Genomic DNA, 16258 nt, shown 5'->3' with positions numbered 1-16258 from the left:
ATTAATATTATTGGTCTTATTTCCGCTTATTTCCGCTTATTTCTGCACATTCTTTTTGATACTGCCTTCTGAGTAATTCTTTATGAATTTAAGTAATCTATATTCCTCATCTTTAGAATTAACCCAGAAGTCAGGTAAAACTCCTAATCCATCTCTCCATTCTAAATCATTATCTACAAAAAGAGTATTTCCAAAAAAAATATCGATCTTAGAATTTGGTAGAACATAATATCCCACATTCCCTATATTTGACATCCCACTTGTGTTTGTACCTATAAAAAATGTGTTACTACAACTTTTTAATGCCTTTACAAAGCCTTCACCTGCTGAAGCTGTATTCTTATCCATTAAAACAAAAATTATCTTTTCATTATTAATATGAGTTGAATCATCATGTCCTACTTCTGACCAACCGATATATTTAAGATCACTTTTCTTATTTTTATACATATCATTAAGTTGCTGTTCAAATTTAGGATAATCCTTTGGTCCCACCATTTTTTTACCGTTGTAAAGCAATGCATCTTTTGAATTTTTAGTAAGTAGCGTTGAACTAAAGCCCGGTGATTTGTACTCTTGATTTGTAAAATTTTTAATCCAATCGAAAGCATATATTTCATTCCCGCCGTAATTCCCTCTTAAATCAATTATAACTAAATCTTTCTTAGATATTTTTTTACCATCTTCCACAAATTTTTCAAGTTTTTCAGATGGTTCAAAAGAATTTAAATCAATTACTGGTATTTTATAAACTTCTTCATATTTATAACTATTATTACTTCCTTTATGCACGTAATTTTTTGATGTATTCTCTAAGTTAATACTTATATTATTGTCCTTATTACCATCTTTAAATTTTAGGTCAATTGATAACATATCTTCATTACTCTTATATAATCTACATAATCTATATACAATATTTCCATTTTCATCTATAGAAGGCTTAATGTATTTTTCAGGCTCCTCTTTATTTATAGTAACAATACCTTTCATATCGTTATTCAATTTCAAAAAATAAGAGTTATCCTTTTTTATAACTTCGTATTTTTCAGTAGTGTACATAATAGACTCCTTACATGTTCTGCCACCCCCTATAGAAAAATGCCCATCTTGAATAAAATCTAAATTCTCACACATAACTTTTTCTAATTCGTTACATTCAATTCTGCCATTCTTTTTCTGCAACTTCTTAAATTCTATTAAAATATTTTCTTTTGCTTTTAGAAACTTTTCATCTCCTCCAAAATATTTATAACCAGCATATCCATACTTCAATTCTTTAAAAATATATTCTATATCCTCTATAGCCTTTTCTCCATCTACCGAAATTCCTTTTTTTGATTCATCTACTTCTATATAATCCGGGGTATTTTTTAAGTTTTCATATTTATAAAGAAACTCTTTTTTGAAGTCATTAATTGTCCTTATGCTTTGATTTCTTTCACTCGTTGCATCCCTGCTTTCAACAATACTCTCCAAAATATCTTTCGGAATATTATTTTTTATGCTCTTAGCTTTCTCAATATCAATGTTTAAGAATTTTTTTGCATATATCTTATTAGGTATATCAAACTTAAAAATTATAGCAGCAATAATTACTAGTATACTAGCGCTTACAAAAACTTTTTTCATTTTATGCAATACATCCACTCTCCCTACTATCTACCCCCAAAGGGATATAGGATCCTATATCTACCAATTTTTTAATAATAACAACGATAATATCCAAGCAAAAATTGGTAAATTTTAATTTATTATCCTATTAAGTTTAGTATTCCACATTTTATTTCAGATTCCTTTATTATTAAATCATATCCTGCGAAGATGATTTAATGACTACACAAAAATTGTAACTCATTATTGAGTACTAAAAATCAATTAACACGGAACAAAAAAGCTACTAATAATATTTTTATCAATAGTCAAATTTCTTAATTGTAAAACTAACTCTTCTTTCCAATTCATCTAATTCACCACCCCATATTAAGGTATTCCTAAAAGCAAAAAAGATATCAATCTATCAGCTCAAAATTCCATTCAAGCATAATTTGTAATATCATAAATCTTTATTGGTTTACTCCTTAGTTCTATTTAAATAGAAATGTAATACTTACTATTTAGAGGAATATAGTATAGAATAATACAAATTACAGTTGTAATTGAAATGAGGTGATATGGAATGTGTAAAATTCCCAAGATATCAAATGCTGAATGGGAAATAATGAAAATAATATGGATTAATTCTGAAATTTCATCAATCAATATTATACAAGAATTAAAGGATAAATCCGATTGGAAACCAGCTACAGTTAAAAGTCTGATAAACAGATTATTAAATAAAAATGCAATTGGATTTAATAAATTAGGTTATGAATATTTATATTTTTCTTTGATATCAGAAGATGAATGTATAAAATCTGAAAGTCACTCCTTTATTAATAGGGTATTTAATGGCTCTATTAAATCTATGATCTTAACTTTCGCCCAATCAGAAGAAATATCTGAAACAGATATAGAGGAATTAAAAGATATACTAAACCAATCAAGTAAAAGGGAAGGTTGATGCGTGTGGATTTTTTAAATATTTTTGAGATGATTGTACTTTCATCTTTAATTGGTAGCGTAATTGTACTAATGATATTAATTTTCAAAGGAATATTTAGAAATAAACTAAATTTTACTTTCCACTATTATATATGGTTAATATTAATTATAAAATTAATAATTCCATTTGGGCCACAAAACCCTTTAAACATTTCTAATTTATATGAAAATTTTCATGTACAGGGTACTACAAATAAAGCTACACAAATAACACAAAGTAATTCTTCAAAAGAACTTACAAATGTAACCTTAAGCGATCCAATATCAATAAATGCGATGCACCCTTCAAATAAAAGTGTAATTAGTAAGGCTAACCGTATTCCTTTAAACCACAAAGTTAATATTGAAAAAGTGTTTTGTTTTATATGGATATTGGGCACCTCATTATCAATAGCGATATTAGTTACAGGATATAAAAAATTAAAGGATATTGTTGGAACGTCTATAAAAAATATAAACAGCACACATAGAGAAATTCTAAATAAATGCAAGAAAGCTATGAATATAAGAACTGAGGTAGAATTATCATATTCGCAAAAAATAAATAGCCCTTCTTTGTGTGGATTGATTAAACCAAAGATATTAATTCCAGTCAGTGTAGCCGCCAATATTGGTGATGAAGAGTTTAAATATATTATAATGCATGAATTAACCCATTTGAAAAACAAGGATATATTTATAAATTATGCTATTACTTTATTGTCCATAATTTACTGGTTTAATCCTCTCTTGCTCTATGCTTTTCATAAAATGAGACAAGACTGTGAAATTTCCTGCGATGGTCAGGTTATTTCTTATTTAGGAGCTAGCGAAAACCTGCAATATGGAAATACAATAATAAAAGTATTGGAGCTGGCTGGCAAAAGCAATAGACTTATAGGAACTACTTCAATGGTTTTAAATAGTTTTGAAATAAAAAGGAGGATTATTATGATTTCAAACTATAGGAAGATAAATTTCAAAGGTATATTACTTGGGACGGTCGTTTTCGTTATTATAGGAGGGCTCGGTATTGCCATAAACACTTCAAACATAATCTCTGATAAAAATATTGTTAAAGCTACAACATTGCAAGTAAAAACACCAGTAATAACTTATAAAAGTACAGTTAAAAACACACCAAATACAGCCTCAGCAGCTATTATAAAAAAATCAACAAGTGATAATACTTATTCTATAGTACCATTTTCAGCTGACATAGTAATTTACAATAGTCACGCTGATGAAGCTTATCCCTCTGGAATGAAAGTATCTGACGTGGGTGCTTTATTGAGCAATAAACTTGTAAAAGAAGGTTTTAATAGCCATTTTATAAAGTGTGACCCACCGGCAGACTATAATAAATCATATCAAGCTGCACGTGCTTTAATAACAAAAAATGTCAAGCAATATTCAAATACTATTTTAATAGACATACACTCCAATATAATAGAAAATGAAAAATCTAATGCGAGAAAAATGGTATTTCAATTTACTAAAAGAAACCCGCGTTATAAAGCAAATAAAAAATTTGTTGACAGTCTATTAGGAAATATTAAAAATTCAAAAGAAGTTAAATCCGAAATGTACTTTTATCAATTTGGAATATCTTATTTCAATGAAGATTTATCTAACAATTCAACAGTTATTGAGCTTGGAAATAATATATCCAGCGACAGCGATATTGAAGTTTGTGTAAATGCACTCGTTTCAGCATTAAAAAATACTCAAAAGACTTCATCTAAATAAAAGATAAAAATGTAGTGGGGGGATCAAGATGAGGCGTAAAGTTGTTAAAAAAGATGATAGTGGAAGAATGTTTTTAAGTATTTCCACGTTTCTCATTATTATTTTATTAGGCTTAATTTTAACTAAAAGTGTTAATGCAAGCAATGAACGAAAATTTCAAAATCACTTTTATATTAAGGTTGTTAACCTTACATTAGCTTCAATTAATTCCCCAAACACTGGAAAACAGGATGTTAATAATGAAATTAAAAATGAAAATAGCACTAACAATGAAGGCGAAAATATAAAAACAGTTATACCCTTTAAATTAATTGAAAATCAGGTAAATAAGTCTGAAGACCCAAATGTTGTTTCAAATCTCCCTGGTCCAGACTTGAAACAACCCTTAAATAGAAAAAAGCCTCGAGTCCTAATATATCATACTCATACCTCAGAAGCTTATCGGACCTCGGATAATGATACCTCTAAAACTAACAGTAGTACAGATCAAACAAGAAATGTATGTGCTGTAGGGGATGTAATAAAGGAGAACCTAGAAAAAAAATATGGAATCGCCGTTATACATGATAAAACGGTAAATGATAAGCCATATTATCCTAAAGCCTACAAGAAATCTGGTGTTACTCTAGATAAGTATTTAAAAGTATATGAAAATTTTGATTTAATTATTGATTTACATAGAGATAGTGTAAACGATAAGAATACAGTAACGACGAAAATAGACGGGGAAAATGTTGCCCAATTTATGTTTGTAATCGCACAGCAAAACCCCAAATATGCTCAACAGAAAAAATTGATAGATTCCATGATAGGAATATCAAATAAATTGTATCCTAATCTTTTAAGAGGGCTAGAAATTACTTTTGTTAATCGCGGAATTGGTTTTTATAACCAGAATAGAAGTGGTAATGCAGTATTAATTGAACTAGGCTCCTATACTAATACTACTTCGGAAGCAAAAAATACTGGTAAGTATTTATCAATAATTATTGCAGAGCAATTAAATAGAAAAAAGTAAATAATTTTTACAAATTTCAGGATAAAAAAAGATAGGAAATCCTATCTTTTATATTATAATTTATACTTTTCTAATATGCCTTCAATAAACTTTCCATTTTCATAGAATAATTCACCGTCCGCATAAATTTTCCCACTATTTCTCATATTACAAAGCATATCCCAGTGAATAGTAGATCTATTTAGTCCACCTGCTTCAGGCATTGAATCGCCAATAGCCATATGCACCGTCCCACCAATTTTTTCATCAAAAAGCATATTTCTTGTAAAATCCACAATGCCATAGTTGGTGCCTATAGCTACCTCACCAAAGCTATGTGCTCCTTCATCCGTTTCAAGAAGTGCCTTAAGTAGGTCCTCTCCTTTCGTGGCTGATCCTTTAACCACCTTTCCTTTTTCAACCTCTAAAACTATCCCTTCAATTTCTTTACCCATATATATTCCTGGAAAGCTAAAGGTAATTACTCCATCCACTCCGTCCTCAACAGGTGAAGTAAATATCTCTCCGTCTGGAAAATTTTCTTTTCCATCGCAGTTTATCCATTTTCTTCCTTCTATATTTACTTTGATGTCTGTTCCCTCAGAAATAAACTGTAATCCTTTTTTAGTATCAAGGTATCTAACCCATCTTTCTTGCTCTGCGCTTATCCTTTTCCATTCTGCTACTGGATCTTTCGCATCAAGTAGTCCTGCCCCATAAACAAAGTCTTCATAATCGCTAAAACTCATTGAAGCTTCCTGAGCATCTGCATAAGTAGGAAATTGTGTGCCACACCATCTTAACGACCCATTGCCCATCTTCTCAGAATATATTTTTCTCCAGCTTGCTTCCCCTTGGGAATACATTTTAAATTTATCTGCATCAATTCTTGAGTTTGTCTTTGTGTTTCTACTTCCCCAAGCAGAAATCCACACATCTGCCTTTTCAAGCATAGTTTTAAAAAGCAGATTTTCTTGAAGAAGCTGCTCCTCACTGCTATATTTAAGTTTTATTTCTGATACCTCCTGCGAAGTTAATACAGTTTCCACATGAGCACCTGCCTTCACAGCTTCCTTTACTACCTCTACCATCCAAGGTCTTGCAACCTCATCACAAGATACAAATACAAAATCACCTGGTTTAACCTTAGTAGAATAATTCACAAGTAGCTTTGCAAGTTTGTTAAGTCTTTGATCAGCCATTTATACTTCCCCCTTAACTTTCTAAATTATATATACCTATTATTTTATCATATATATTGTTATTTAAAACTGTTATACTAATAATTTAAAACTGTTTGCACAACGACTTTCTGATTGAGACAATTAATTTTAATAATATTAATTGATAATTTCTACACCCTAGGGCATAATTAAATCATCACCTGCGGTGCTGCAATATTAACGACTTCAGAAGGAGATTTATACCCCCACTGAAGTTTTCTATTGTTAGGGTAAGTAACTCCTACTTATAGTAGGTACTCTCGCTTATAGAAGTGGGTGACTTTCCTTCTGAACTGTCGTTAAAGAGTAAATTTTAGACATGGAGGTGGACATCTTAAATATTTTAATAGCAGAGGATAATCAGGATTTAAGGCAACTATTGGAATTACATCTTATAAAAGAAGCCTTTACGGTATATGATGCAGAAAACGGGTTAAAAGCTTTGGAGATATTTAAGAATAACGAAATCAATTTAGCTATTCTTGACGTAATGATGCCGGGGCTTGATGGTTTCAATTTACTGAGAAAGATAAGAGAAACAAGTGAAATCCCTGTAATTTTTTTAACCGCAAGAGGTGAAGATTCAGATAAAATATTAGGACTGGGACTAGGTGCTGATGACTATATGGTCAAACCCTTTAATCCCATTGAACTAATCGCAAGGGTCCATGCGCAACTAAGAAGATCCTACAAGTACAAAATGGCGCTAAAAATACCCGATAAGTTAATTATTCAAATAGGAGATTTAACTTTTGATAAAAATAGTTACAGTGTATATAAAGATAATAAACAATTAGAATGTAATGCAAAGGAGCTAAAATTACTTCAAATTTTTATGGAAAACGTAGGAAGAGTATATACAAAAAAGCAACTTTATGAAGCGGTATGGGAAGATGCTTACTTTTGCGATGGCGATGATAATACAATCATGGTGCATATTAGCCATTTAAGAGACAAGATTGAAGATAACCCAAAGTATCCTCAGTACTTAAAAACTATAAGAGGAATTGGTTATAAGCTGGAAAACAACTTAGGGCTAAGGAATAAAGTATGAAAAAAAAGAAAGTTGCAAACATGCTTTTGTTAAATTATTTATTACTATTTATTTTTTCTACAATAATCTTCATTATAGTGTCCTTAATCATTTCAGTAAGCTTTAAGGGATTAATAAAACATGATGAAATACCAGAACTATCAGCTTCTCAAATTATGAGAGATGACTATGAGAATATAGATTTTTCTCAGGTTTTAAAATATAAAGGTGGGGTTCAGGTAATTGACAAAAATTATAAGGTTGTTTTTTCAAGGGGAATAAATCCGAAGAATATAGAACAATATACTAAGAGTGAGTTTAGTGAATTCTTAATTAATAGCGGCAAGCATCAAGAAGAATATTATTATAATGTACGCTATAATAACAACGGTGATTTTTGGTTAAAAATAGTTATTCCTATTAAAACTCAATTCGTTAATGGCATTTTTTTCGATAAAAATGGAATTCCTAGAGCCATAGACAATTTTATATTTATTCTAATTTTAGGTGGTTTAATTAATATTACTTCTTTTATCCTTGGGCTTATTATTTACTCACGGTTAACCTCTAATAATTTTGTAAAACCTTTAAAAAAATTATTAAGTGGAGTTACAACAATTGCAGGCGGTGATTATTCTGCCAGGGTTGATTTGAGATCGACAAACGAATTTGGGGAGCTTAAAGATGCTTTCAACATAATGGCAGAAAAAATTGAAAGCGAGAAAAATCTAAAAGAAAAATCTCAAGATAATAGGAGAAAACTAATACTAGATATATCTCATGATTTAAAAACTCCCCTCTCTAATATAATGGGATACTCTGATTTACTAATGAATAACAAGGATATATCGGACTGTGACAGAGAAAAGTTTTTGGGCATTATAATAAATAATAGTTCAAGAGCCAATAGTTTAATAGGAGATTTATTTGAATTATCTAAAATGGGGAGCTCAGATTTTAAGCTTAATCTTAAAAGCGTAGATATTTGTGAATATTTAAGAGAGCTTATAGCCTCATTAATACCTCAAATCGAAGAGGCTGGTTTTAAATATTCTTTTGAGATACCATTCGATAAAAAAGTTGTTCTTATTGATGTGAAACAAATGGATAGAGCCCTCATTAACATTCTTAATAACGCTTTAAAATATAATAAGCGAGGTACAGAAATAAAAATTTTATTAAAGAATTCTTTTAACAAAGTAGTACTAGAAATTCTGGATAATGGAATTGGAATTCCTCTGGACCTATCCGCTGAAATATTTGAGCCCTTTAAAAGAGTGGATAGCGCAAGGAACTCTCAAACTGGAGGTACGGGCCTCGGACTTGCAATTACTAAGACTATAATCGAGAAACATAATGGACGAATAAGCCTTGAAACTGCTATAGGAAAAGGCTGTAAATTTATCATCAAATTAGAATAACTAAAGGAACTATCTCACTTTAGAATTTGTTTCTATCTTGAGGGAGTTCCTTTGTTATTTAACGACATTTCAGAAGGAAGTCTTCCACATCTATAAGTGGTAATCTAAAGCTCCGTCAGAAGTTGTTAATGCAGCGACCCAGGGGATGATTTAAGGTAGATTTAAGATTAACACAGGGCTTATTTAAGATTCAATTGCTATTATAAATGTATAAGCTCAAAAATGGAAATACACTAATGGATTCGAAAGGAGTTATTTATGCTTTTATCATTAAACAATCTTTCAAAGGAATATACTATTGAAAAAAAGAAGAGTTTCAACGCTCTTAGCTCTGTAAATCTTAATTTTGAAAAAGGGGAATTGGTTTCAATTCTCGGACCGTCAGGCTGTGGAAAATCCACACTTTTAAATATAATCGCTGGCCTCGATAGGCCAACTTCAGGTGATTTAATTATTGAGGGAAAATCAACTAAAAAATACAAAAAAAAGAATTGGGATTTATATCGTAAAAACAATATAGGCTTTATTTTTCAATCCTTTAATTTAATTGAACATTTATCAGCACTTGAAAATGTTGAAATTGTTATGAATTTAATCGGTCTATCAAAAAAGGATCGTATAAAGCGTGCAGAAAGCTTACTTAAACAGGTAGGCCTGGAAAAACATATGGATCATAAGCCAGGTGAATTATCTGGAGGCCAAAAACAACGTGTAGCTATAGCAAGAGCCCTTGCAAATGATCCAGACATAATACTAGCAGATGAGCCAACAGGAGCCCTTGATAAAAAAACAGGGATTCAAATTATGCAGCTTATTAAAGATGTTGCTCGTGATAAGTTAATTATTATGGTTACTCACAACCGAGAACTCGCATATGAATACTCTACCCGCGTTGTAGCTATTCTAGATGGTAAAATTCAAAAAGACGAGAAAATTAATGAATCTGAAAAAAATAGTTTAAAATCAGAGCTAAAAAAGAAAGATGGTAGCATGTCTTTTGGAAATGCCATAAAACTATCCCTTAGAAATATTAAAGAGAAAATGGGACGAATAGTCGTAACCACTATTGCTGGTTCAATTGGAATAGCAGGTATTTTATTAGTTATCGGGCTTAGCAATGGGGCAACTAATTACATAGATATTCAAACAAATTCTTTTGCTAGTGCTAACATAATACAAGCATCTATGAAGTTTAAAGATGCGGCGATTGAAAAAACTGATTACCCAAAGAATATAAATGTCTATGACAGCATTAAGAAAAATCCCGACGTATTAAATGTTAGAGAAGACCTAAATGTTAAAGATATTACTTCTTTTGAAGCAAATAATAAAGAATTAAAGGATATTCCCTTTAACTCCTTAGCTGGTGAAAATTATCTTACAAACATTGAGCATGCACTAAAAGGTAGTGTACCAACGGACAATAAGAATGAATTATTAGTAAATAAGGATATGGCTAAAAATGTAATTGAAATGTATGGCATGAACCCAGATAAAGATGATTATACAAAAGCCATTGGTAAGAAACTCAAGGTAATAATTCAGGAGAAAACCACAAATCCAATCACAGGAGATGAAATTCTAGGTAAAAAATATACACAGGATTTTAAAGTTGTCGGTGTTGTGGATGAAATAGCCTTAAGCTCAGCCTCTGCATATTATTCTTATGATGCAGTTAATACATGGCTAAAAAATGATGGCTATTTTATAGGAAAAGAAAACCGCATAGTAAATGCAGAAGTGGTTATAAAAGACGTTCATAACAATGAAGCTGTATTAAATTACATTAATGCTAAGGAAAATGGCGGTATTGGCGGAAATAAAATGACGGAAACAAAAGGCTTTTCCGCAACCTCACAAATTGTTATGGTTAAAACTGCTATCAAAACTTTAATTAATTTGGCCGAGGCGGTTATGATTGTATTTATATCACTAGCACTCGTAGTTTCAACAATTTTAATAGGGATTGTAATTTTCTCAAGTGTACTTGAGCGTAAAAAGGAAATAGGTATTTTAAAAGCTGTGGGAGCAAGAAATAAAGATATTGCTCGTATTTTCCAAGCTGAGTCTGCCTTAATTGGTCTTTTTGCAGGGGTCACTGGAGTTCTAGTAGCTTTTATAATACAACCAATTGCAAATAGAATAATCAATAATGTATTAAATATTAATGCAGATAATATCGTAAATATCCCATTAACCGGTATCCCATTTACAGATATTAAAATTCCCTTTGTAACTATTGCCGGACTAATTGTTATCAGTATATTAGTCGCAGTTTTAGCGGGACACTTTCCATCTAAAAGAGCAACTAAAATTCAAGTTATCGACGCATTGCGTGATGAATAGGAGGAATAGTAAATGTTAAAAATTAAAAATTTAAGAAAAACATATAAAATCGGTAAGCACCAGGTTATAGCATTAGATGATGTTTCTTTTGATTTACCTAATGGAAAACTCGTGGCAATTGTTGGACCTTCTGGTTGCGGAAAAACAACAATGATGAACTTAATAGGAGCTTTGGATAAGGATTTTGAAGGTGATGTTATTGTTAACGGAAAATCTTTAAAAGAGGCCGGAGAAAAAGATTTAGACACTTATAGAAAAAATACAGTGGGTTTTATTTTTCAACAGTTTAACTTGCTTAATTCACTAACATCAATCCAAAATGTGGAACTCGCTTTAGATTTATCAGGAATATCTAAGCAAAATAAAACGAAAAAAGCATGTAGCCTCTTAGAGCAAGTTGGACTATCAAATCAAATGAAGAAGAAAGTAAACCTTCTGTCAGGTGGACAGCGCCAACGTGTTGCTATTGCCCGTGCTCTTGCTAATGATCCAGAAATAATTTTAGCCGATGAACCAACTGGCGCCTTAGACGTTAAAACAGGTGAGCAAGTTATGGAATTATTAAAAGAAATTTCAAAAGATAAACTAGTACTCATGGTTACCCATGCACCGGACCTTGCTAAGGCTTATGCAGATTTAATTGTTAAAATGGAAGATGGTAAGTTAATTTCTATTGAAGAAAATATGGCCTCGGTGTCAACCGCTGCGCCTATTATAGAAAAAATAGAAACAAAATCAAAAATGTCCTTTTTATCATCCTTAAAAATATCACTTCGTAACGCATGGCTTAAAAAAGGTAGAACCCTAGCAACAGCTATTGGTACTTCTATAGGTATTTGTGGAATTGCCTTAGCTATAGCTATTACTTCAGGTACAACTAATGCAGTTGATACTCAAGTTAAAGGCATATTTCCAACAAATGCAATAACTGTAGGGTTAAAAGAAAATACTGATAAGTCTCTAAAAAATATTAAGCCTCTAAAATATAGTGATATAAACTCAGTTATGTCCTTAGATAAAAATATATATGCCTATTACTTTCAAATTGGAGGCAAAGGAATTCCTGTTGCACAATTTTATTCTTTAGATAAAAGCATAATTAAAGATGAAAAATTGATGACTAAACTGTCCGACCAATCCACTAGAGAAAAATTGGTTATGATGATGGCTCCAGGGGTGCTAGAAGATGTTAAAAATGACATTCAATATGGCAGCCTTCCAGAAGCAGGTTCCACAAATGAAATTGTTATCTCACTTTCCACTGCGAAGGATTTAGAAAAAAATGGTGGTGATCTCAAGGACTTAATTGGTAAAAATATGTACGTTCGCTATTTAAAACAAGGTTCTAATCCACATAGTGAGCAAAGTGGTATTCCTGAAGTACCCATTGTGAAAGCTTGGAAGATCGCCGGAATTGCCAATACTACAACTTTAATTGATACCTATTACGCAACGAGTGATTGGGCAATTAATTTTTATGAAAAAGAGTTTAAAATAGATAAAACAACTTTGGAAAGCCCTTCCTTAGTTTTATATTCTAGTAATACTAAAGACTTAGATGCAAGCCTCCAAAAATTAAATGATTCACAAGATAAATACAAATTTGAATTAACCGGTAAAACTATATCTTCGCAAGTTGATGGAGCAATGAAACAAGTGCGTTATGCACTTATGGGATTTTCCGGAATATCAATTCTTGTAGCAGCTCTAATGATATCAATAGTTGTTTATATTTCTGTACTTGAAAGAATTAAGGAAATAGGTATTCTCCGCGCCGTGGGCGCACGAAAAAAAGATATCTTGAATATTTTCGTTGCAGAATCATTTATTATTGGCGTCTTATCAGCGGGCATAGGATTACTATTTACTTTAGGTGCATCTAAACTCATCAATTCAGCAGTTTATGGTTTCTTAAAGAATATCTCTGCAAATGCTCCTTATATGGAAGTAGCTAAATTGCCACTTGCAGATGCTGGTTTAATTTTACTATTCTGCGTAGTTTTAAGTATGATTTCAGGCTTTTATCCATCCTTAAAGGCTTCAAAAATGGATCCGATAGACGCATTACGTAGTAGATAACACAAAAACTCATTGATTAGGATACTATAAATAGTATCCTAATTTTTTTATATATTAATACTACTCTCATTAGTTTTTCTCATCAGATATCCCTTTTTGATGTTATACACTTTTTCCATTGAAGATAATTCTTCACCTTATAAGGTTATAACCCATATATTAAAATGTAAATAATGAAAAGGGAGAACCTATATGTCATTAATTATATCAGCATTATCATTTAGCTTATCCTCTAACCTAGATAACGCTGTTGTAGGAATAGCTTACGGAATAAAGAAAGTAAAAATAGGTATAATTGCAAATCTTATAATAGCCATTGTAACATCCGTAGGAACACTTTTATCTATGTTAATTGGAGCATATATATCAAAATTTTTACCTCACTCAATAGCTAATGGTTTAGGTGCTATAGTTATTATTATATTGGGATTATATTTTATAATCCAAAGTATAGTAAATCTTTTAAATAAGACTAATTCAAAGGCACTTGCCTTGAAAAACATTAGTGAAATGATTGATTATGCTGAAGAATCAGATTTAGATAACTCTGGCGATATAAATATGAAAGAAGCTCTCATTGTAGCATTCGGATTAACCTTTAACAATTTAGGAACCGGAGTAGCTGCAAGTATAACCGGAGTAAATATTCAACTTACAGTCATATCTACATTTATATTAAGTATTCTTACAATTATATTTGGTGAGGCCGTAGGTAATCATGTATTAGGTGAAATTTTGGGCAAATACGCACCCTTATTTTCAGGTATATTGCTAATAATACTTGGTATTATTGAATTCGTTAATTAGCATTAACAAATTTACAAATATGGCTTTGTCAAATAAACTAACTTCAGTCAAGCTTAAATGACTTATATGTTTAGTATAATAAAATTTTGATAAAAGCGAATTCAGAAAACGTGCAGGTATTCCATTTGGCTTGTTTTGGGACTTATTGGAGATAAAAAAAGAAGGCATATAATTGCCCTCGTGAGTATACTTTAAAAATAGTACCTGTTGAAACTAAAAAATTTTTAATGTTCATTTATAAAATTATTAAGTTGCCCGTGCCAATCATCTGGTTCAAATGTCCCCGGTATTGTATCCTCTCCAAATAAAAGGTCTACTAAGTACCTCGGTTTCTTACCACCTATATACATTGATTTAGAACAAGAAACACAATAAACAACAACATCGCTAGCAGGCATCTCGTGAGCACGTTTTTTCATTTGCTCCTTAACCTGCTCCACAGAAAGAACACCATAAAAGCTATCTCCACAACAAGTACCATTTGTTCTCGTCTTTTCTGGTTCTACCAAATTGATATTCATTTTTTTCAATAGCACTCTTACTGCATTATGCACTCTTTCCTGATCTCGAGTAGGACATGGATCAAGTATAGTCATTTCCATTCCTTTATAATCTGGGAATGGGAATGTTTTTACCTCAGCTAATATCTCCCAAAGTGAAATTGTCGTTACTTCTTCATAAAGTTCCCTATACCGTCTATCACAACCAGCACAGACATTTATTATTTGTGTTCCATTTTCCAAATTAGGTTTATGATTACAACAAATTAAATATTCATCTATATCTCCTAACTCACTATTTAAAAAATCCAGTACTTTTTTCCCTAACTCTGGTTTATAAATCATTAATGCACATCCCGGTGCAAATACTCTTTTCATAACACTCGCCTACCAATCTTCTAAATTTTTTCAAAACTAATTTTCTAATCCTCGTCTATTGATTAACCCTACTACTGTTTCTTACTAATAATAAATTGTTCAACTAATAATTTTTCTAATCTATGGTTTATAATAACTATTTTGGGAATAGATTTTAAAGCCTCACTATAAGAAATCTCGACCAAAAAATATTTTGTTTAATTAATAATATATTTCTGATGATATATATAATCATATTTAGAAAAGCTAAACTCATAATTTCTCCTTTTATACTTTATGATAATATCCTATGATTATACAATAAATACATACTTTTAAACACCTTCAATAGATAATTAAGTTTTACTTTAATTACATTTATAGCTTCTTTACCTCTTTAACTATGGACGCATCGGAAATATTAATCTCTCCCTTATATTCTAAAAGCCCTATATTACAACCTTCACCTACCGTAATATTATCTCCTCTTACTATTTTTACATTGGTGTTTTGGATATATATATCATCCCCTTCTATTAGCTCTGTGGTTAACTCACTTCTTGAATTAAACATTTTATCAATTACTTTTCTAACCAAAGAATTGTCAAAAAAATTAATTTTTATTTCAATATGCTCGCCACCAATTTCTTTTACAATGCATTTCCCACCTAGTTTAACATTTACTTGTCCTGCATTTAATGATCCTTGTATTTTAAAACCACCACTAGCCTTAAAACATTCCGTTTCACAATTTTTCCCTATATTCACTGAGCCCGCTACACTAACTTCTTCTCCGTATAGGCTTCCTTCTATATGAGTTGATCCACTTATTTTTATGCTTTTGCTTTTTACATTTCCTACGATATGAGAGGATCCACTTATCTTTATATCTCCTACTTCTACATCACCTTCAATTTTTGCAGACCCGCTGATTTTTATACTTTCTGCTTTTAATTTACCTGCAACTTTTGATGAACCACTAGTTTTAAAGTCTATGCACTCTAAATCACCGTTAATTTTTCCTGACCCACTTATAATTACACTATTATATTTTCCACCACCTGAACTTCCTGAGCCGTTTATTTTTATATCATTATTATTCATCTTTTCCATATTAAACCTCCCATATTTTTCTATATTAAATCATCTCCTGCGGAGCTGAA

General features: G+C 31.0%; 12 protein-coding genes. 8 read left to right on the top strand and 4 right to left on the bottom strand.

From position 1 onward, the window contains the following. Positions 1-36 precede the first annotated feature (36 nt). Entirely contained in the window at positions 37-1632 is a 1596-nt protein-coding gene (locus tag ACWJKS_RS06555; RefSeq protein ID WP_462960775.1) for a S41 family peptidase, read from the bottom strand. A 547-nt stretch (positions 1633-2179) separates the two neighbouring features. Here ACWJKS_RS06555 and ACWJKS_RS06550 point away from each other — a divergent pair. From ACWJKS_RS06550 to ACWJKS_RS06540, 3 genes are read left to right on the top strand one after another with little or no spacing between them, the layout of a single operon-like run. After that, positions 2180-2563, top strand: coding sequence for a BlaI/MecI/CopY family transcriptional regulator (locus ACWJKS_RS06550; protein WP_462960774.1), 384 nt, complete (start codon positions 2180-2182; stop codon positions 2561-2563). 5 nt (positions 2564-2568) lie between these two features. Further along, positions 2569-4332, top strand: coding sequence for a M56 family metallopeptidase (locus ACWJKS_RS06545; RefSeq protein ID WP_462960773.1), 1764 nt, complete (start codon positions 2569-2571; stop codon positions 4330-4332). Between the two features lie 28 nt (positions 4333-4360). Continuing rightward, positions 4361-5350 carry a stage II sporulation protein P gene (locus ACWJKS_RS06540; protein ID WP_462960772.1) on the top strand — a complete coding sequence of 330 codons (990 nt, stop codon included), beginning with the start codon at positions 4361-4363 and terminating at the stop codon, positions 5348-5350. A 53-nt stretch (positions 5351-5403) separates the two neighbouring features. On the opposite strand, the gene ACWJKS_RS06535 is transcribed toward ACWJKS_RS06540, so the two are convergent. Next, positions 5404-6531: an aminopeptidase gene (locus ACWJKS_RS06535; RefSeq protein WP_462960771.1), complete on the bottom strand. Its 1128-nt coding sequence runs from the start codon at positions 6529-6531 to the stop codon at positions 5404-5406. A gap of 340 nt (positions 6532-6871) precedes the next feature. Between ACWJKS_RS06535 and ACWJKS_RS06530 the strand changes: the two genes are divergently transcribed. The 5 genes from ACWJKS_RS06530 (at position 6872) to ACWJKS_RS06510 (ending at position 14238) form a co-directional block, all read left to right on the top strand. Next, positions 6872-7606 carry a response regulator transcription factor gene (locus ACWJKS_RS06530; RefSeq protein ID WP_216302999.1) on the top strand — a complete coding sequence of 245 codons (735 nt, stop codon included), beginning with the start codon at positions 6872-6874 and terminating at the stop codon, positions 7604-7606. Next, positions 7603-9006: a sensor histidine kinase gene (locus ACWJKS_RS06525; protein WP_216302998.1), complete on the top strand. Its 1404-nt coding sequence runs from the start codon at positions 7603-7605 to the stop codon at positions 9004-9006. The genes ACWJKS_RS06530 and ACWJKS_RS06525 overlap by 4 nt, the downstream gene beginning before the upstream one ends. 258 nt (positions 9007-9264) lie before the next feature. Then, positions 9265-11352 carry an ABC transporter ATP-binding protein/permease gene (locus ACWJKS_RS06520; protein ID WP_462960770.1) on the top strand — a complete coding sequence of 696 codons (2088 nt, stop codon included), beginning with the start codon at positions 9265-9267 and terminating at the stop codon, positions 11350-11352. 12 nt (positions 11353-11364) lie between these two features. Further along, entirely contained in the window at positions 11365-13431 is a 2067-nt protein-coding gene (locus tag ACWJKS_RS06515) for an ABC transporter ATP-binding protein/permease (protein WP_462960769.1), read from the top strand. Positions 13432-13623: 192 nt separating this feature from the next. Beyond that, positions 13624-14238 (top strand): manganese efflux pump, encoded by a 615-nt coding sequence (locus tag ACWJKS_RS06510; RefSeq protein ID WP_462960768.1) that lies wholly within the window; start codon positions 13624-13626, stop codon positions 14236-14238. Positions 14239-14462: 224 nt separating this feature from the next. Here the strand turns inward: ACWJKS_RS06510 and ACWJKS_RS06505 are convergent, their stop codons facing one another. Next, complete coding sequence (locus ACWJKS_RS06505) at positions 14463-15116, bottom strand: (Fe-S)-binding protein (protein ID WP_216302994.1); 654 nt, start codon at positions 15114-15116, stop codon at positions 14463-14465. Between the two features lie 357 nt (positions 15117-15473). Next, complete coding sequence (locus tag ACWJKS_RS06500; protein WP_165414459.1) at positions 15474-16208, bottom strand: polymer-forming cytoskeletal protein; 735 nt, start codon at positions 16206-16208, stop codon at positions 15474-15476. Positions 16209-16258: the final 50 nt, after the last annotated feature.

It is taken from the genome of Clostridium sp. CM038 (assembly GCF_055081105.1).
Note: the sequence above shows the minus strand (reverse complement) of the source record. Positions and strands in the feature narration are given on the sequence as shown.

Excerpts from the sequence above, each read along its gene's own strand:
- ACWJKS_RS06555 (WP_462960775.1), bottom strand. The coding sequence starts at position 1,632 with ATGAAAAAAGTTTTTGTAAGCGCTAGTATACTAGTAATTATTGCTGCT.
- ACWJKS_RS06550 (WP_462960774.1), top strand. The coding sequence starts at position 2,180 with ATGTGTAAAATTCCCAAGATATCAAATGCTGAATGGGAAATAATGAAA.
- ACWJKS_RS06525 (WP_216302998.1), top strand. The coding sequence starts at position 7,603 with ATGAAAAAAAAGAAAGTTGCAAACATGCTTTTGTTAAATTATTTATTA.
- ACWJKS_RS06505 (WP_216302994.1), bottom strand. The coding sequence starts at position 15,116 with ATGAAAAGAGTATTTGCACCGGGATGTGCATTAATGATTTATAAACCA.
- ACWJKS_RS06510 (WP_462960768.1), top strand. The coding sequence starts at position 13,624 with ATGTCATTAATTATATCAGCATTATCATTTAGCTTATCCTCTAACCTA.
- ACWJKS_RS06515 (WP_462960769.1), top strand. The coding sequence starts at position 11,365 with ATGTTAAAAATTAAAAATTTAAGAAAAACATATAAAATCGGTAAGCAC.
- ACWJKS_RS06540 (WP_462960772.1), top strand. The coding sequence starts at position 4,361 with ATGAGGCGTAAAGTTGTTAAAAAAGATGATAGTGGAAGAATGTTTTTA.
- ACWJKS_RS06535 (WP_462960771.1), bottom strand. The coding sequence starts at position 6,531 with ATGGCTGATCAAAGACTTAACAAACTTGCAAAGCTACTTGTGAATTAT.
- ACWJKS_RS06530 (WP_216302999.1), top strand. The coding sequence starts at position 6,872 with ATGGAGGTGGACATCTTAAATATTTTAATAGCAGAGGATAATCAGGAT.
- ACWJKS_RS06520 (WP_462960770.1), top strand. The coding sequence starts at position 9,265 with ATGCTTTTATCATTAAACAATCTTTCAAAGGAATATACTATTGAAAAA.
- ACWJKS_RS06500 (WP_165414459.1), bottom strand. The coding sequence starts at position 16,208 with ATGGAAAAGATGAATAATAATGATATAAAAATAAACGGCTCAGGAAGT.